16 protein-coding genes are annotated in these 17,638 nt (G+C 75.3%); 11 read left to right on the forward strand and 5 right to left on the reverse strand.

Going from position 1 to position 17,638, the window contains the following annotated elements; genetic code table 11:
- The first annotated feature begins 46 nt into the window (after positions 1-46).
- The 5 genes from ACH01S_RS36175 (at position 47) to ACH01S_RS36195 (ending at position 5,030) form a co-directional block, all read left to right on the forward strand.
- Complete coding sequence (locus ACH01S_RS36175) at positions 47-1,156, forward strand: PucR family transcriptional regulator (protein ID WP_370671600.1); 1,110 nt, start codon at positions 47-49, stop codon at positions 1,154-1,156.
- A 168-nt stretch (positions 1,157-1,324) separates the two neighbouring features.
- Complete coding sequence (locus ACH01S_RS36180) at positions 1,325-2,242, forward strand: ACP S-malonyltransferase (RefSeq protein WP_067902971.1); 918 nt, start codon at positions 1,325-1,327, stop codon at positions 2,240-2,242.
- 73 nt (positions 2,243-2,315) lie between these two features.
- Positions 2,316-3,290: a beta-ketoacyl-ACP synthase III gene (locus tag ACH01S_RS36185; protein WP_067902977.1), complete on the forward strand. Its 975-nt coding sequence runs from the start codon at positions 2,316-2,318 to the stop codon at positions 3,288-3,290.
- Between the two features lie 56 nt (positions 3,291-3,346).
- Complete coding sequence (locus tag ACH01S_RS36190; protein ID WP_067902982.1) at positions 3,347-3,616, forward strand: acyl carrier protein; 270 nt, start codon at positions 3,347-3,349, stop codon at positions 3,614-3,616.
- A 106-nt stretch (positions 3,617-3,722) separates the two neighbouring features.
- A complete protein-coding gene (locus tag ACH01S_RS36195; RefSeq protein ID WP_067902988.1) occupies positions 3,723-5,030 on the forward strand; it encodes a beta-ketoacyl-[acyl-carrier-protein] synthase family protein in 1,308 nt (435 codons plus the stop codon).
- Between the two features lie 181 nt (positions 5,031-5,211).
- Here the strand turns inward: ACH01S_RS36195 and ACH01S_RS36200 are convergent, their stop codons facing one another.
- Positions 5,212-5,706, reverse strand: coding sequence for a DUF3145 domain-containing protein (locus ACH01S_RS36200; protein ID WP_067902992.1), 495 nt, complete (start codon positions 5,704-5,706; stop codon positions 5,212-5,214).
- Between the two features lie 318 nt (positions 5,707-6,024).
- Here ACH01S_RS36200 and ACH01S_RS36205 point away from each other — a divergent pair, with 318 nt between their 5' ends.
- The 4 genes from ACH01S_RS36205 to ACH01S_RS36220 are packed head-to-tail and all read left to right on the forward strand — an operon-like array spanning position 6,025 to position 10,844.
- Entirely contained in the window at positions 6,025-7,284 is a 1,260-nt protein-coding gene (locus tag ACH01S_RS36205; protein ID WP_067902996.1) for a S8 family peptidase, read from the forward strand.
- A 52-nt stretch (positions 7,285-7,336) separates the two neighbouring features.
- Positions 7,337-7,864 carry an RNA polymerase sigma factor gene (locus tag ACH01S_RS36210; RefSeq protein WP_067902999.1) on the forward strand — a complete coding sequence of 176 codons (528 nt, stop codon included), beginning with the start codon at positions 7,337-7,339 and terminating at the stop codon, positions 7,862-7,864.
- A complete protein-coding gene (locus ACH01S_RS36215) occupies positions 7,861-8,316 on the forward strand; it encodes a hypothetical protein (protein ID WP_067903002.1) in 456 nt (151 codons plus the stop codon). The genes ACH01S_RS36210 and ACH01S_RS36215 overlap by 4 nt, the downstream gene beginning before the upstream one ends.
- The gene (locus ACH01S_RS36220; RefSeq protein ID WP_246237233.1) at positions 8,313-10,844 is read left to right on the forward strand and encodes a CHAT domain-containing protein; all 2,532 of its coding nucleotides are present in this window, start codon (positions 8,313-8,315) and stop codon (positions 10,842-10,844) included. Before ACH01S_RS36215 ends, ACH01S_RS36220 begins: the two co-directional genes overlap by 4 nt.
- A gap of 68 nt (positions 10,845-10,912) precedes the next feature.
- On the opposite strand, the gene ACH01S_RS36225 is transcribed toward ACH01S_RS36220, so the two are convergent.
- The 3 genes from ACH01S_RS36225 to ACH01S_RS45555 all read right to left on the reverse strand — a co-directional run bounded on the left by ACH01S_RS36225 (position 10,913) and on the right by ACH01S_RS45555 (position 13,540).
- On the reverse strand, positions 10,913-11,743 hold the full coding sequence (locus tag ACH01S_RS36225) for a sulfurtransferase (RefSeq protein WP_067903005.1): 831 nt from the start codon (positions 11,741-11,743) through the stop codon (positions 10,913-10,915).
- Between the two features lie 88 nt (positions 11,744-11,831).
- Positions 11,832-12,962: an alkaline phosphatase family protein gene (locus ACH01S_RS36230; protein ID WP_067903008.1), complete on the reverse strand. Its 1,131-nt coding sequence runs from the start codon at positions 12,960-12,962 to the stop codon at positions 11,832-11,834.
- Positions 12,959-13,540, reverse strand: coding sequence for a DUF5998 family protein (locus ACH01S_RS45555; RefSeq protein ID WP_067903011.1), 582 nt, complete (start codon positions 13,538-13,540; stop codon positions 12,959-12,961). The genes ACH01S_RS36230 and ACH01S_RS45555 overlap by 4 nt, the downstream gene beginning before the upstream one ends.
- Before the next feature lie 36 nt (positions 13,541-13,576).
- Here ACH01S_RS45555 and ACH01S_RS44945 point away from each other — a divergent pair, with 36 nt between their 5' ends.
- Complete coding sequence (locus tag ACH01S_RS44945; RefSeq protein ID WP_174564936.1) at positions 13,577-13,945, forward strand: hypothetical protein; 369 nt, start codon at positions 13,577-13,579, stop codon at positions 13,943-13,945.
- 63 nt (positions 13,946-14,008) lie between these two features.
- Here ACH01S_RS44945 and ACH01S_RS36245 read toward each other — a convergent pair whose 3' ends face one another.
- Positions 14,009-16,456 (reverse strand): bifunctional acetate--CoA ligase family protein/GNAT family N-acetyltransferase, encoded by a 2,448-nt coding sequence (locus ACH01S_RS36245; RefSeq protein ID WP_067903014.1) that lies wholly within the window; start codon positions 16,454-16,456, stop codon positions 14,009-14,011.
- A 167-nt stretch (positions 16,457-16,623) separates the two neighbouring features.
- On the opposite strand from ACH01S_RS36245, the gene ACH01S_RS36250 reads away from it, so the two are divergent.
- The gene (locus ACH01S_RS36250; RefSeq protein WP_067903017.1) at positions 16,624-17,547 is read left to right on the forward strand and encodes a carbohydrate kinase family protein; all 924 of its coding nucleotides are present in this window, start codon (positions 16,624-16,626) and stop codon (positions 17,545-17,547) included.
- Positions 17,548-17,638 lie beyond the last annotated feature (91 nt).

Consider the following 17,638-nt stretch of genomic DNA (forward strand, 5'->3'; position numbering starts at 1 on the left):
CGACGCCGAAATCCGCGAGCAGACGACCCGGCGCCTGGAGAAGGCGATGGGGACGTTCGGCACCGCGGCCCTGACCCGCATGGAGGAACAGCTCCCCTGGTTCCGGCGGATGCCCGCCGACCAGCGGTCCTGGATCGGGCTCGTCGCCCAGGCCGGCATCGCCGCGTTCGTCGAGTGGTTCAAGAACAACGAGCGGACCCGCCCGGCCATCGCCGGGGAGGTGTTCGGCACCGCGCCCCGCGAGCTGCTGCGCGCCATCAAGCTCCAGCACACCATCGACATGGTCCGCGTCATCATCGACGTGGTCGAGACCCGGTTGGACGAGCTGGCCGCGCCCGGTGGCGAGGCCCAGCTCCGCGAGGCGATCCTGCGCTACACGCGCGACGTGGCGTTCGGCGCCGCGCAGGTGTACGCGCGCGCCGCCGAGACGCGCGCCGCGTGGGACGCGCGGCTGGAGGCCCTCGTCGTCAACGCCGTCCTCCAAGGGGAGGTCGACGACGGCATGCACTCCTGGGCGGCCGCGCTCGGCTGGACGTCCAAGCCCGTCACCGTCATCGCCGGGTTCACCCCGGAGGACGAAGAGCCCGAGGTCACCATCGACCAGATGCAGCTCGCCGCCCGCCGCGCGCGCGCCGACGTGCTGGCGGGCGTCCAAGGGCACCGGGTCATCGTCATCGTCGGCGGCGACACCGACCCGATGGACGCGGCCCGTCCGATCGCCGCCAAGTGCGGGCCCGGGCCGGTGGTCGTCGGGCCGCGGGTCCCCGACCTCTACGACTCGACGCTGTCCGCGCAGGCCGCCGTCGCCGGGCTCCGCGCCGCCGCCGGGTGGCCGGACGCGCCCCGTCCCGTCCAGGCGACCGAGCTGCTCCCCGAGCGCGCCCTCGACGGCGACGACGAGGCGCGCCGCTACCTGGTCGAGAGCGTCTACAACCCGATGCTCGCCGCGGGCGCCCCGCTGCTCGACACGCTGACCACCTACCTCGAACAAGGCTCGTCGCTGGAGGCGACGGCGCGCCTGCTGTTCGTCCACCCGAACACGGTGCGGTACCGGCTCCGGCGCGTCACCGAACTCACCGGCCTCGCCCCGACCGACGGGCGCAACGCGTTCACGCTGCGCATCGCGCTGGTTCTGGGACGCTTCCAATCCCGCTGACACGTCCCCGGGCGGTTTCGCTGAGACGCACGTCACGGGTCTTGTCGCTGCTCGGCTAGGGGGTCGTCCCCTAGGCGACCAGGGTTGTAGGGGTCGTACAAAGGGCCCTGGGCAAAGTTGTGCCGTCAGGCATCGTGATGGGAGGGGCGTTGGCGGCAGGCTGGTCGAGTGATTCTCCTCGCATCGCCCGGCCAGGGCGCCCAGACCCCAGGCTTCTTGCAGCCATGGCTAGAGATACCCGGAGTCGCCGATCGCCTGGCCTGGTGGTCCGCGGTCACCGGGCTCGACCTGGTCCGCTACGGGACGGTCGCGGACGCCGAGGAGATCCGTGACACCGCCGTCGCGCAGCCGCTGCTCGTCGCCGCCGCGCTGGCGGCCTACGACGTCCTGTACGGGGACGGCGCCGTCCCCGGCGCGGTGGCCGGGCACAGCGTCGGCGAGCTCGCCGCGGCGTCGATCGCCGGTGTGCTGAGCCCCGAGACGGCGTTGGTGCTGGTCCGGGAGCGGGGACGCGCGATGGCCGAGGCCGCCGCCGTCACCGAGACCGGGATGACCGCCGTGCTCGGCGGCGACCCCGACGAGGTCCTCGCCTCGATCGACAAGCACGGGCTCACCCCCGCGAACGTGAACGGCGCGGGGCAGGTCGTCGCCGCCGGGACGCTGGAGCAGCTCGCCCGGTTCGCCGACGAGCCGCCCGCGAAGGCCCGGCTCCGCCCGCTGTCGGTGGCGGGGGCGTTCCACACCGAGCACATGGCGCCCGCCGTCGACGCGCTCCGCCGCGTCGCGTCCGGCGCGCCCGTCGCCGACCCGCGGACGCGGCTGCTGCAGAACCGCGACGGCGCCGTCGTCGCGTCCGGCCCCGAGTTCGTGGAGCGGCTCGTCGACCAGGTCAGCGCGCCCGTCCGCTGGGACGCGTGCATGGCGACCATGACCGAGCTGGGCGTCACCGGCATCATCGAGCTGCCGCCCGCGGGCACCCTCGCCGGGCTCGCCCGCCGCGAACTGAAGGGCGTCGAACTGGTCGCCCTGAAATCCCCCGCAGACCTCGACAAAGCCCGCGCTCTCATCGAGGCGGAGGCGTCGTGACCGGAGCGGAGCGAGGATCACGGCGCCGAGCCTCCGGGGGCCCGGGGGTCGCCCCCCGGAAGGGAAGTGCGTCGTGACCGGAGCGGGGGGGCTTCGGATTCCTGAGGCTGCGCCGGGGGCTCGGATCCTGGCGTTCGGGGATTATCGGCCGGCGCGCATCGTCACCAATGACGACCTCGCCAAGACCGTCGAGACCGACGACGCGTGGATCCGCAGCCGGGTCGGCATCGCGGAGCGGCGCATCGCGGGCGACGACGAGGGCATCGTCGAGCTCGGCGTGCACGCGGGCGGCAAGGCGCTCGCGGGCAGCGGGCTCGCCCCGTCCGACATCGACCTCGTGATCCTCGCCACGTGCTCGGCGGAGTCGCCGATGCCGGGGCACGCCGCGCAGATCGCGCACCGGCTCGGCATCGACGCGCCCGGCGCGTTCGACCTGAACGCCGCGTGCGCCGGGTTCTGCTACGCGCTCGGCACCGCCAGCGCCGCCGTCCGCGCCGGAAGCGCCCGCAACGTGCTGGTGATCGGCTCGGAGAAGATGTCCCAGTGGATCGACTGGACCGACCGCTCCACCTGCATCATCTTCGCGGACGGCGCGGGCGCCGCGGTCGTCGCCCCCAGCGAGGCGCCCGGCATCGGCCCGGTCGTGTGGGGCAGCGCCGGCGACAAGTACGACAAGATCATCATCGATGACCGGCACTCGTTCATCCGGCAGGAGGGGCAGGCGGTGTTCCGCTGGGCGACCACCGCCATCGCGCCCGTCGCCGTCGAGGCGTGCGAGCGCGCCGGGATCAGCCCGGCCGACCTCGCCGCGATCGTCCCCCACCAGGCCAACCTTCGGATCATCGAGGCCATCGCCCGCAAGGTGAAGGCCGACAACGCCGTCGTGGCCGACGACATCGTCCACTCCGGCAACACGTCCGGAGCGTCCATCCCGCTCGCCCTGTCCCGCATGATCGAACGCGGCGACGTGCCGTCCGGCGCCCCGGCCCTGCTGGTCGGGTTCGGCGCCGGGCTGTCCTACGCTGCCCAAGTCATCCAGATCCCGTAGGCCGTCACACCTGCTCGCAGGCTCTGGACCAACCCACCGAAGGAGAAACGCAGACCATGGCAGAAGTCGCCACCGAACAGCAGATCCTGGCCGGCCTCGCCGAGATCATCGACGACATCGTCGGCATCGACAAGTCCGAGGTGACCCCGGAGAAGAACTTCATCGACGACCTGGACATCGACTCGCTGTCGATGGTCGAGATCGCGGTGGCCGCGCAGGACCAGTTCGGCGTCGAGATCCCCGACGACGAGCTGCGCAACCTCAAGACGGTGAAGGACGTCATCGACTTCGTCCAGAACCTGCAGAAGGCCCCGGTCAAGAGCTAGCACGCGGGGACGGCACGCGCCGGCCCGCGGGACCCCGCCACGGCGGCGGCCCGCGGGCCGTCCGGGTAGCTGCGACCGCCCCTCACAGCCCGCAAGGAGCATCCACATGAGCAAGAGCCAGACCAGAGTCGTCGTGACGGGTCTCGGTGCAACGACCCCACTCGGTGGAGACCTGCCGTCGACCTGGTCCGCCCTGCTCGCCGGAGAGTCCGGGATCCGCACACTGGAGTGGGAGGGCGTCGAGGACCTGCCGGTCCGCTTCGCCGCGACGCTGAAGGTGCCGCCGGACGAGGTGATGCCGCGGCAGGCGCTGCGCCGCCTCGACCGCAACCAGGCGATCGCGCTGATCGCCGCGCGCGAGGCGTGGGCGGACGCCGGGTTCGCCCCGTCCCCCGGCGGCAAGCCGCAGAAGGGCATGGAGAAGGCCGGCGTCGAGGGCGGGTTCGTCGTCGACCTCGACCGGGTCGGCGTCGTGCTGTCCAGCGGCATCGGCGGCCTGCACACCGCCCTGAACAGTTACGACGTGTACCGGGAGAAGGGCTGGTCGCGGGTCTCGCCGTTCACCGTCCCGATGCTGATGCCGAACGGCGCGTCCGGGCACGTCGGCATCGAGTTCGGCGCGACGGCCGGGTCGCACGCCCTGGTCAGCGCGTGCGCGTCCAGCGGTGAGGCGGTCGGCTACGCGATCGACATGATCCGCGCGGGCCGCGCCGACGTGATCGTCTGCGGCGGCACCGAGGCGTGCATCCACCCGCTGCAGATGGCGTCCTTCGGGATCATGCGGGCGATGTCGACGCGCAACGAGGAGCCGTCGCGCGCGTCCCGGCCCTACGACAAGAACCGCGACGGGTTCGTGCTCGGCGAGGGCGCCGCGGTCATGATCCTGGAGTCGGAGGAGCACGCCAGGCGGCGCGGCGCGAAGATCAACGGGTACGCGTCCGGGGCCGGGTACTCCAACGACGCCTACGACATCGTCCTGCCGGACCCGAGCGGGCGCGGGCAGGCCAAGGCGATGCAGCGGGCCCTCGCCGACGCGGGCCTGGAGCCCGCCGACATCATCCACATCAACGCGCACGCCACCTCGACCCCGGCGGGGGACGTGGCGGAGCTCGCGTCCATCAAGGCGGGGCTCGGCGAGGACGTCGCCCGGCAGACCGTCATCACCGCGACCAAGTCGATGACCGGGCACCTGCTCGGCGGCGCGGGCGCGCTGGAGTCGATCTTCACGATCCTGGCGCTGCGGGAGGGTCTCGTCCCGTTCGTGGCGAACCTGGAGGACCTGGACGACGAGGTCGACCTCGACATCGTCCGCGACGAGCCGCGCAAGCTCCCGGACGGTCCGGCCGCGGCGCTCAACAACTCGTTCGGGTTCGGCGGCCACAACGTCTCGGTCGCCTTCGAACGCGCCCTCTGACCCGAGCGCGCACAGCACGCCGAACGGCCCGGCGAGGGAGACCTCGCCGGGCCGTTTCGCGTGTTTCGGCGGCCGCGCCGTCAGTGCGGCGGGCGCCCCGCGCCGGACGTTCGCCGGGCGGGGCGCGCGAGCCGCGGGACGGGCACGCTCCACGGGGCGGCGCCGGGCCGACGCCCGGCCGTCACACGGCGGCGTGCAGCCAGCGGACGGGCGCGCCGTCCCCGGCGCGCCGGAACGGTTCGAGCTCGTTGTCCCACGGGGTGCCGAGGAGCCGCTCCAGCTCGTGCTCCAGGGTGATCTTGCCGACCGCGGCGTTCGCCATGACGGAGCGCAGCCGGTCCTCGGGGATCATGATGTCCCCGCTGGCCCCGATGACGCCGGTGAACACCCCGAGGGACGGGGTGAAGCTGAAGCGGACGCCGTCGGTGCCCGGGGTCGGGTCCTCGGTGGCCTCGAAGCGCACCAGCTTCCAGGCGCGTAGCGCGGAGGTGATGCCCGCGGCGGTGCCCGGCCTCCCCTCCCAATGCAGCTCGGCGCGCAGCGTTCCCGGTGCGGCCGCCTGATCGGTCCACTCAAGGGAAACGGGCACACCGAGAACACCTGCGGCGGCCCACTCGATGTGCGGGCTCAGCGCAGGCGGCGCGGAGTGGACGTAGAAAACGCCACGTGCGGTCACCGGACCTCCTGGATCTGTACCGAGGCTCGTCTTCCCCTACGGCCTCGTACGTCCCAAGTCGGCGTCCGCGTCCCTCATTGTGCATCATCGGCACGTGTCGCACCACCGTGAGTCCGTCGTTTGTTGAACGGTGGAGGACAGGATGCACAGGGTTCACGGGCCTCCACGACAGGTTAGGGCGTGCTGGGCCGCCGTGTGGGGAAAGCCCGGCAACCGGCGGGACCGGGTCCGGTCGTGGTCGCATGTCCGTTTCCGGTCACTCTTGGTCCCCGATCCGACACGATGAGTGCCGGAGTCGAGCGACGAGAGCGAGGACCGATGTTCGATCAGCAGGCACGGCTGGAGCGGGTACTGGCGCGGCACCGCGACGCGGTCGTGGTGGAACCGCTGCCGGGGCGTCCGGCCCTGATCCGGCGGGACGAGATCCTGGTGGCCGGGCCGGACGCCGCCGCGGCCGAGTCGACGGTGCGGCGCTGGCACGACGGGCGGCGCGACGAGCGCGGCGTGACCCGGTTGCGGCTGCGCCCGGCGGCGAAGGTGGACGTGTGCGAGCTCGCGTCCCGGCTGTGCTCGGACGGCGTCCGCACCGCCGCGGCGGGCGCCGCGCGGCGGCGGCTGAGCGCGGCGCCGAACCACCTCGTGGTCGGGCAGCCGATGTGGTGGAGCGGTCCCGCGGACCGGCCGCGTCCCGCCGCGCCGGTGCCCGCGCCCCGGCCGGGGGCGGCGGCGCGCCGGGAGGTGACGGTCGCCGTCCTGGACACGGGCCTGTCGCCGCACCCCTGGTGGGAGGACGCGGACTGGTTCCGCGAGCAGCGCGACGAGGTGGCCGAGGTGCTGGACGCCGACCTCGACTACGACCTCGACGCGCAGGCCGGGCACGGCACGTTCGTCGCGGGCGTCGTGCTGGGGCAGGCGCCGTCGGCGCGGCTGCGGGCCCGCCGGGTGATCGGCGGCGACGGGGTCGGCGACGAGCTCGACGTGATCCGGGCGCTGGCGTGGATCGCCGAGCGCGGCGGCGTGGACGTGGTCAACGTCTCGCTCGGCTGCCACACCTACGACGACCGCCCGTCCCCGGTGCTGGCGCGGGCGATCGCGGCGCTCGGCCGCCGGACGGTCGTCGTGGCGTGCGCCGGGAACGCGGCGACCGACCGTCCGTTCTGGCCCGCCGCGATGAAGCCCGTGGTCGCGGTCGCGGCGCTGGACGGCGCCGACCGGGCCGCGTTCTCCAACCACGGCTGGTGGGTGGACGCGTGCGCGCAGGGCGTGGACGTGGCGGGCGCGTTCGTGCGGTTCGACGGGACGCGTCCGCCCGTGCGCGGGCTCGACCCCGACCTGTTCCAGGGGTACGCGACGTGGAGCGGGACGTCGTTCGCCGCGCCCGTCGTCGCGGGCCGGATCGCCGCCGTCGCCGCGGCGGACGGGGTGTCCGCGGTCGCGGCGGCGGACCGCGTGCTCGACCCGTCCGCGCACCCCTCCCTCCCGGACCTCGGCGTGATCGTCGGCACGGCGGCGGCGGACGCGCCCGGGACGGCCGGGGCGGGTGCGCCGGAGATGGCCGGAGTCGTCCACGCGGAGTGAGCCGCCGATGTCGTAGGGTGAACGGCGCGGGGGGCCTCGGGAGGAGACTTCGGTGGCCCACAAGAACGACGGTACGGACGAGCTGGTGGTCCGGGCCCGCGGCGGCGACGGCGCCGCGTGGGCCCGGCTCGTGGAGCGCCACAGCGGTCTGCTGTGGTCGATCGCCCGCTCGCACGGTTTGAACGACGCCGACTCCGGCGACGTGGTGCAGACCACCTGGCTGCGCCTCGTGGAGCGGATCGACGGGTTGCGCGACCCGGCCGCCACGGGGTGCTGGCTCGCCACGACCGCGCGGAACGAGAGCCTGCGGCTCGTCCGGCTGCGCGGCCGCGACCTGCCGCTCGTGCCCGCGCCGCGGGCGCCGGAGCCCGGCCCGGACCGGGTGGCGCTGAGCCGCGAGCGGCTCGGCCTGGTCGGCGCGGCCCTGGAGGCGCTGCCGCGGCGCTGCCGGACGCTGCTGCGGCTGTTCGCGGTCGCGTCCAGCCACGCCGAGCTCGCCGCCGCGCTCGGCATCCCGCTCGGCAGCGTCGGGCCGACCAGGGCCCGGTGCCTGGACGCGCTGCGGAGGCTCGTCCCGTGAACGACGACGAGCTGATGGCGGGCGTGCGCGGCGCGTTCGAGACGCTCGACCCGGTGCCCGCCGCCGTCCTCGCGGCGGCACGCGCGGCGATCGCGCTGCGCGTGCCGTCCGCGACGCTGGCGGAGCTGTCGCACGACCGGGCCGGGCGGACGGCGGCCGGGGTGCGCGGCACGGCGGGACGCGTCCTGACGTTCACCTGCCCCGGCGGGACGGTGGAGGTCGAGGTGGAGGTGGCGGCGCACGGCGGGAACCGCGAGCTGACCGGGCGGATCGTCCCGCCGTCCGCGGCGCTGGTCCGGGTCCGGCACCTGGAGCTCCCGCCGGACGGGATCACGGCCCGCGCGGAGCCCGCCGGGCTGTTCTGCGTGCCGAGCGTGCCCGCCGGTCTGGCAAGCCTGGTGTTCCACCTGGACGACGGCACGTCGATCGTGACGAGCTGGGTCCGGTTGTGACGCGCGCCCGCCCGGACGAGCGCGCCCTGCTGCGCCTCGCCGCCGCCGACCCGGCCGCCGCGCTCGGCCGGGCGCGGGCCCTGCTCGAAGACGGCGGCGGCGAGGGCGACGGTGGCGGCGTGGCCGTGCTGCGGGCGGCCGGGCTCGCCGCCAAGGAGCTGGGGCTCCTCGACGAGGGCCTCGCCTACCTCCGCCGGGCCCTCGCCCTCGCGGACGGGTACGCGGCGGCGCAGATCAGGATGAGTCTCGTCGGGCTGCTCACCGCGGCCGGCGACATCGGCGAGGCGCTGGCCCACGCGGACGAGGCGGCGCCCCACCTGCACGGCCCCGACGCGGACCGCCTCGCCGCCAACCGGGCCTGCGCCCTCGCGCGCGCCGGACGCCTGGACGAGGCGCACGACGTGGCCGCGGAGGCCCTGCCCCGCCTCCGCGAGGCGGACGACCCGGTGACGCTCGGCGGCCTGCTCGGCAACCTCGGCCTCGCCTGCGCGCTACGCGGCGACTTCGCGGCGGCGGAGGCCGCGCTGGACGAGGCCGTCACCGTCAGCGAGGCCGCCGGGCTGCGGCACCAGACGGCGATGTCCAAGGGGAACCTGGCGTTCGCGTTGTCGCGGCGTGGGGACGTCCCGCGCGCGCTTCGCCTCTTCGCCGAGGCCGAAGCCCACCTGTCCGGCGAACGCCTGGCGCAGTGCCGGTTCGACCAGGCGGAGACCCTCATCTCGGTGGGTCTGCCGGGCGAGGCGCGTCCTCTTCTCCACGCGGCCTTGGACGCCGCTACGGCGAACGGCTACGCGTGCGACATCGCGGACGGTTTCCTCCTCCTCGCCCACGCGGAACTGGCCGACGGCAACCCCGAACGGTGCACCGACGCCGCCGAACGCGCCCGCGCCGCGTTCGCCGAGCAGGAGCGCACCGGGTGGATGCTGCTCGCCGAGCACGTCCTCGTGAAGGCGCGGTGGACGTCCGGCGAGCGGTCGGGCGTGCTGCTGCGCACGGCCATGGCGACGGCGGACCGGCTGGCGGCGGGCGGGTGGGCCGACGCCGCCGACGAGGCCCGGATCGCCGCCGCGCGGGTCGCGCTGTCGCTGGGCCGTCCGGCCGGGCACCTGCTCTCCGGGGTCGGGCGTGCGCGCGGGCCCGCGTCCGCCCAGATCGCCGCCTGGCACGCCGTCGCGCTCGAACGCTCCGCGCGGGCCGACCACGCGGGCGCGGTGGCCGCCGTCCGGTCCGGGCTCAGGGTGACGGAGCAGTACGCGGAGGCGCTCGACGCGCTCGACCTCCGCGCGCGGGCGACCGGGCTCGTCACCGAGCTGGCCGACCTCGGGCTCGCGCTGGCCCGGTCGGCGCGGGAGCTGCTCGCGGTCGAGGAGCGGCGGCGGGCGATCGCGCGGCCGGTCCGGGTCCGCCCGCCGAAGGACCCGGAGCGGGCGGCGGCGCTGGCCAGGCTGCGCGCGTTCAGCGTCGAGCGGACCGGCGACACGGCGCGCGGCGGGACCGGAACCCCGGTCCCGGCCGACATGGCCGCCCTGGAGGCGACGGTCCGCGCGCGGACGCGGCACCGCCCGTCCGGCGCGTCCGGCGGGCACTCCCCCGGCTTCGCGGCGGTCGCCGCCGCGCTCGGCGACCGGGCGCTCGTCGAGCTGGTCGCGGTCGGCCGCGAGCTGCACGCGGTGACCGTCGTCGCCGGTCAGGCCCACCGCCACCGGCTGGGCGCGGCCGACCCGGCCGTCCGCGACACCGGCCTGCTGCGCTACGCCGTCCGGCGCCTCGCCGAGCGGGACGACCCGCGCGCCCTCGCCGCCCTCACCGACACGGCCGGGCGCCTCGACCGGCGGCTGCTCGTCCCGCTGGCGCGGGTCGTCGGCGACCGCGAGCTGGTCGTCGCGCCGACGGGCACGCTGCACGGGCTGCCGTGGGCGGTGCTGCCGTCGCTGGAGGGGCGGGCGTTCACGGTCGTGCCGTCCGCGTGCGCGTGGGTGCGCGCCCGCGAACCGTCGCGCGGGGGCGGGCGCACCGTCCTCGTCGCGGGCCCCGGGCTCCGGCACGCGCGGCGGGAGATCGGCGCGCTGCGGCGGCTGCACCCGCACGCCACCGTCCTGGACGGCCCGGACGCGCGTCCCGAGGCCGTCCGCGACGCCCTGGACGGCGCGGCCCTCGCGCACGTCGCCGCGCACGGCGAGTTCCGCGAGGGCAACGCCCTGTTCTCGCGGCTGCGGCTCGCGGGCGGGCCGCTGATGGTCCACGACCTGGACGAGCTGTCCGTCCCGCCGCGCGTCGTCGTGCTGTCCGCCTGCGACATCGGACGGGCCGACGGGGGCGACGCGGCGCTCGGCATGGCGGGCGTCCTGCTCGCGCTCGGCGCCGCGACCGTGATCGCCAGCGTCGCGCCCGTCCGGGACGAGGCGACGCCCGCCTTCATGGCCGCGTTCCACGCCCGCCTGTCCGCCGGGGACCCGCCGTCGCGAGCCCTCGCCGCACTCCCCCGTCCCCCGGAGCTGGCGGGCTTCCTCTGCCTGGGCGCAGGCTGACCCCACACGAGGCCGACCGGCCGCCGCAGGCACAGGCTCAGCCAGCGGCGACCGTTCGGGGCGGGCGGTCAGCAGTCGCCGGTGGCGATGGGGTTGGACGGGTCGGTCACCCAGTTCGACCAGGAGCCCACGTAGAGGGCGGCCGGGATGCCCGCGAGGTTCAGCGCGAGGATCTCGTGCGCGGCCGTCACGCCGGAGCCGCAGTAGGCGCCGACGTCGAGCGCGTCCGTGGCGCCGAGCTGCGCGAACCGCTCGCGCAGCAGCTCGGGGGGCAGGAACCGGCCGTCCACGCCGACGTTGCCGGACGTGGGCGCGTTCCGAGCCCCCGGGATGTGCCCGGCGACCGGGTCGACGGGCTCCAGCTCGCCGCGGTACCGCTCGGCGGCGCGGGCGTCGAGCAGCACCCCGGCCGTCGCGAGCTCCGCGGCGCCCTCGGCGTCCAGGACGGGCAGCCGCCCCGGGCTCGCGACGAAGTCGCCCGGCTTGGCCTCCGGCTCCGCCGTGCTCACCGGGAGGCCCGCCTCCGTCCAGGCGCGGTAGCCGCCGTCCAGGACCCGGACGCGCTCGTGCCCGAAATAGCGCAGCGACCACCACACCCGCGCCGCCGACGTGGAGTCGGCGTCGTCGTAGACCACGACGAGGCTGTCGCCCGACACCCCGGCGCGGCGCATGACGGACTCGAAGGCGGCCGGATCGGGCAGCGGATGGCGGCCACCGGGCCCCGGCGGCCCGGCGACGTCCTGGTCCAGGTCGACGAACACGGCGCCGGGCAGGTGCCCCTTGCGGTACGACTCGATCCCCGGGGGTCCGCCCAGATGCCACCGGACGTCCAGCAGGACGACGGGCGTCTGCCGCCGGAGCAGCCGGTCGAGCGCGGGCGCTTCGATGAGAGGGTGCACACCGTCAGTTTGACCGGCGTCGCCCGGATTCGGGAGGGGCGATTCCTGGTTCATCTCAAGTCCCCCGAGTGTCAGTGCCTGGACATCATCAGTGCCTGGACGTGGTCAGCAGCGGGACGAGCTGCTCCGCCGCCACGAGGGAGCCGTGCATGCCGACCATCCGGTCCAGCCACGGCTCGCGCTCGGACGCGACGATCGCGAGGTCGGCGTGCGGGACGGCGATGACGTCCCCGACGCGGTCGAGCATGCCGGGGCCGAGCGGCCCGAACCAGCCGTCCGCGATCGCCCGCTCGCGCGGGACGACCCACGCCCGGTCGCCGAGCAGGGCCGTCCAGGCGGCGAGGACGTCGTCGTGGGCGCCCGGCTCGCTGTAGACGTACCGGGCGCGGGCGTCTCCGCCGAGGAGGGCGACGCCGTCGCGCAGCTCGGGGACGGCGTCGAAGTCGACCCGCTCCACCGGGTCGACCATGCCGTGGTCGGCGGTCACGTGCAGGGCCGAGCCGGGCGGCAGGACGTCCGCGATCCGCTCGGCGAGCAGGTCCACGAAGCGGAGCTGGTGCCGCCAGTCGGCGGACCCGGCGCCGAACCGGTGCCCGGTCGCGTCGAGGTCGGCGTGGTACACGGTGACGAACGAGCGGTCGCCCTCGCGCAGCGCCAGCTCTGTCCGGCCGACGAGCTGGCCGAGGCCGTTCGCGGCGCGGTAGCGGGCCCCGCGGGCGGTGGCGCGGCTGAGGCCGGTCCCCCGGTACTGGCCGAGCGCGACGTAGGAGACGGCGACGCCGTCCGCCGCCGCCCGCCCGTACACGGTCGGGACGGGCTGGAACTCGGTCGGGTCGACGGAGTCGTCCTGCCAGCGGAGGCAGTTGAGGAGGCGGCCGGTGCCCGGGATCGCCACCTGGACGCCGAGCAGGCCGTGCGCGCCGGGCGGCGCGCCCGTCGCCAGCGACCCGAGGCTGCTGACCGTCGTCGCCGGGAAGCCGGACGTGATCGGCCCGCCGTCCATCGAGGCCAGGAACGGGGCCTCGGCCGGATGGGCGCGCAGCTGCTCCCAGCCGAGCCCGTCGACGACCAGCACGCAGACGCGCGGCACCGGGGCGAGGCCCAGCACGTTCACCGCGTCCGGGACGCCCAGCGAGGCGAGCACCGACGGCGGCAGGTCGGCGAGCGCGCCCGACCCGTAGCGCGGGACGGGCGGCGGCCCCGCCGTCCCGGCGGTCACCGGGCGGTCGCGGCGGACAGCTCCTCCGCGAACGCCAGCACCTGGGTCACGGCGTCGCGGCCGTCCGCGGCCTCGCTCACCCGCAGGGACAGGTCGTCCGCCGTGACGCTGCCCGTGTAGCCGTGGTCGGCCTCGCAGTTCTCGTCCCCGCAGGTCGCGGGCTCAAGGTCGATGTGGGCGATGGCGCCCCAGCCGATCGTCAGGACCACCTCGGTCGGCGGCACCCCCGGCACGTACGACGCCGGGTCCGGGACGACCCTGGTCACCGCGACCGACTGGACGCGCTCCAGCTTCACGGCCTCGGTGGTGGTGGACGCGTGCGGCTGCGCCATGCCGTCGCCGGGCGGGTGCTCGTCGGTGTGGCACACCAGCAGCCGGCTCGCGGACAGCACGAGCACGGTCACGTGCCGCCGCACCTCCATCGCGGGGTCGAACGTCGCCTCGTGGTGGACGACGTAGGCCACGACGGGCTCGTCCCCGACGGCCGACTCCACCGCGTCCGCGACCAGGTCCGGGTAGTAGCCGCTGCGCTCGATCGCCGTGCGCAGGCCGCCGGCGGTCGCTCGGGTTTCCCTCATGGGCCCATCCTGCCCTGTCCGGGGCCGGACGCGCACATGACCGCCGCACGCGCGGTCAGCCGCCCGCACGCGGGGTACGGGGCGGGCATGGACGAGAAGCCGCTGCCCAAGCCGCCGCCGGTGCCGCCGCCCGGCCCCGACCCGGCGCCCGCGCCGGAACCGCTGGTCCCGCCGGTGGAGCCGCCGCCCGGACCGCCGGGGCCGTCCCCGCAGCCGCCCCGGCCCGTCCCGCCGGGGCCGTCGCCCGAGCCGGTCCCGCCGGGCCCGCCGCCGGAGCCGACCCCGCCCGGCCCCGCTCCCGAGCCGACCCCGCCGACGCCCGACCCGGACCCGGTCCCGCCGGGCCCGGAACCCGACCCGATCCCGCCGACGCCGTCCCCGAGCCCGCCCGGTCCACCGGCCTGACCCGTACTCCCCGGTGCCGCGCGGCGAGGAAGGCGAGGCCGCCGGGCCAGGGAGAGAAGGCCGTCAGGACAGGCGGCGCGGGCCCAGTTCGGGGCGCGGGCCCGGCGGCCGCTCCAGCCTGAGCGCCACGCCCCGCACCGTGGCGCCGGACGCGTCCGCCAGCACGGGGTTCAGCTCCAGGCGCGCCACCTCGGGCAGGTCGTAGCCGAGGCGGGACGCGCGGAGCAGCAGCTCCTCCAGGGCGGCGAGGTTCACCGGCTCCGCGCCGCGGTGGCCGAGCAGGAGCGGCGCCGTCCGGATGGCGCGGACCATCTCCGCCGCCTCCGCGTCGGCGAGCGGCGACAGCCGGTGGGCGCGGTCGTCCAGGAGGGCGGCGGTCTCGTCGGCGATGCCGAAGGAGATCACCGCGCCGAACGAGTGGTCCTCCCGGACGACGACGCGGGTGGGGACGCCGTGGCCGTCGGCGCCGTCCTCGACGTCGATGCCGTAGCAGGACAGCAGCTCGGCCGCCCGCTCCGGCGCGACGTCCGCCGCGCCGTCGCCGCCGAGCCAGGACGCGACCAGCTCCCGCGCGCGCTCGCGGTCGATCCCGTCGAACACCGGCATGCGCCCCGGCGGGCGCCGCCGCCACCGCGCGTACCTGATCACGTACGCCAGCGCCCGGACGGCGTCCTCCGGCGAGGGGTAGGACGGCACCGAGCCCTCGGCCGCCGTCCCGTCCGGGCCGGGGACGCGCAGGTCGGCGGGCATCCCCTCGGTTCCGAGGTAGGTCGCCACGATCGGTTTGCGGCCCCGGGCCGCCAGCCTCAGGATCTTCTCCGGGACGCGCACGTCGTAGCCGCCGATCGTCGGGGGCGTGAACAGCGCGACCACCGCGTCGACGGTGTCGTCGTCCAGCGCCCGGGCGAGCGCGGCCTCGTACTCGTCGGCGCCGGCGCGCGGGCCGAGGTCGATGCGGGGCCGGACGTCCAGGCCGAGCGCGACGGCCTCGTCCTGCGCGAGCAGCCCCAGCGAGTTGGAGTTGTCGATGATCGCGATGCGGTCGCCCGCCGGGAGCGGCTGGTAGGCGAGCACCTGCGCCACGTCGAACAGCTCGGAGATGTCCTCGACGCGGATCACGCCCGCCTGCTCGAACAGCGCGCTGACCGCGTGGTCGGGCAGCGTCAGCGCCCGCGCCGCGTGCCCGAGCGGGACGCCCTGCGTGCTGCGCCCGCTCTTCACCGCCACGATCGGCTTGCGGCGGCCGAGCCTGCGCGCCAGCCGCGCGAACTTGCGCGGGTTGCCGAGCGACTCCAGATAGAGCAGGACGGCCTTGGTCGCCGGGTCCTCCTCCCAGTACTGCATGAGGTCGTTGCCGGAGACGTCCGCCCGGTTCCCGGCGGAGACGAACGTGGACAGGCCGAGGCCGCGCTCCGCCGTCCGCTGCAGGATCGCGATGCCGAGCGCGCCGGACTGGGAGAAGAAGCCGACCGGGCCGCGTCCCGGCATCGTCGGGGCCAGGGTCGCGTTCAGCCGGACGTCCGGGTCGGTGTTGGCGATGCCCAGGCAGTTGGGCCCGACCACGCGCATCCCGTAGGCGCGGGCGAGGCGCACCAGCTCCTCCTGCCGGGCGCGGCCCTCGTCCCCGATCTCCCCGAAGCCGGACGACACGACGACCAGGCCCCGCACGCCCTTGCTCGCGCACTGCTCCACGACCTCGTGGACGGCGTCCGCCCGGACGGCGACGACGGCGAGGTCGACGTCGTCCGGCACCTCCAGGACGGACGGGTACGCGCGCACCCCCGCCACGGCCACCGCCGTCGGATGCACCGGATAGACGGGCCCGCTGAAGTCCCCGGACAGCAGGTTGCGCAGCACCGTCTGCCCGACGCTGTGCTCGGCCCGGCTCGCCCCGATCACCGCGACCGACCCAGGGAACAGCAGCCGCTGGATCGACCGCGACTCGGCCCGGTGCTCCCGCGCGGCCATCACCTCGAGCGACGTCTCGGTCGGCTCCAGGTCGAGGACGAGCTCGATCACGCCCTCCTCGAAGCGCTGCTCCGCCCGGTACCCCGCCTCCCGGAAGACCCTGGTCATCCGCCGGTTGTCGGGCAGGACGCTCGCCACGAACCGGCGCACGCCTCGCTCGCGCGCCGCCGCCGCGATGTGCTCCAGCAGGACCGGGCCGAGCCCGCGGCCCTGGTGCGCGTCCTCCACGAGGAACGCGACCTCCGCCGTCTCCGGCCGCTCGCCGAGCCGGTCGTACCGGACGACCGCCACCATCTCCTCGCCGATCGTGGCGATCAGCGCGACCCGCCGGTCGTGGTCGACACCGGTGAAGTGTTCGATGTCACGGTCCGACAGGTGCGGGCGCGGCGAGAAGAACCGGTAGTAGATCGACTCCGGGGACAGCCGCGCGTAGAAATCGCGGAGAATCGCGGCGTCGGCGCTCCGGATGGGGCGCAGATGGGCCGTCCCGCCGTCGCTGAGGACGACGTCCGCCTCCCACTGATCCGGGTAACGCTCGGTCACGTACCCGAGGGTAAGGCACGGGCGCCCCCTGGCCCGCGATCGAAAAAATGGGCTTCCTCGGTTTCGCTGCGCGTTCGAGACCTAATCAGGGCTCGATAGCTGTTACGGTCGAGCACACGCCCAGAATTGCCGCTCGCGCGGGCCGTGTTGATCGAGGTGATGACTCCATGACGCGCGTGGTCGTGGTCGGCGATCTTATGACAGACACCGTGGCGCGTGCCGCGTTCCCTCTCGCCAAGGGTAGCGACACGCCGGCCGCGGTGACGATCCACGGAGGCGGCTCGGGTGCCAACGTGGCCGCCTGGCTCGCCGTGGAGGGGACCGAGGCCGCCTTCGTCGGACGCCGCGGCTCCGACATCGCGGGCCGGAACCGGGACATGGAGCTGATGGGGTACGGCGTCGACGCCCGCCTCGTCATGGACCAGGAGCGTCCCACCGGAACCTGCGTGATCATGGTCACCCACAAGGGCGACCGCACCATGCTCTCCGACCCCGGCGCCAACGGCGCCCTCCTCCCCGAGGACATCGAGCGCTGCAAGGACCTGTTCTCGCAGGGCACGCACCTGCACCTGTCCGGGTACGCGCTGATCAACGAGGGGTCGCGCAAGGCGGCCATCCACACCCTCGACCTCGCCCGCAAGGCGCAGATGTCGGTGTCGGTGGACGGCGGCTCGTCCTCCCCGCTCAAGCGCATGGGCGCCGAGCCCTTCCTCGAATGGACGCAGGGCGCCCGGCTCCTCGTGGTCAACGCCAAGGAGGCCGAGATCCTCACCGGCCGCGACACGCCGGAGCAGGCCGCCAAGGTCCTGACCGCCTGGTACCCGCAGGTCGTGATCAAGAACGGCCCGGACGGCGCCCTCTGGTACACCAACGGCCGCCCCGAGCCCGTCACCGTCGCCGCCGAACCCGTCGAGAAGATCATCGACGGCACCGGCGCGGGCGACGCGTTCGTCGCGGGCTTCCTCCCGCCCTGGCTGGACGGCAAGCAGCCCGCCGACGCCCTCACCGCCGGCTGCCGCCTGGCCGCCCGCGCCATGCAGCACCTGGGCGCCCGCCCGACACTGGACGTGGTGGACAACCAGATCAAATAAGGCTGTGTTTGCCCAGGGGGGCGACCCCCTGGAACCCCCGTCGCTCGCGAGGGGCCGTTTCCCGAGTCGCGTTCGCTCTCGGGAAACGGCA

This window comes from Actinomadura chibensis NBRC 106107, assembly GCF_001552135.1.
Taxonomy (GTDB): domain Bacteria; phylum Actinomycetota; class Actinomycetes; order Streptosporangiales; family Streptosporangiaceae; genus Spirillospora; species Spirillospora chibensis.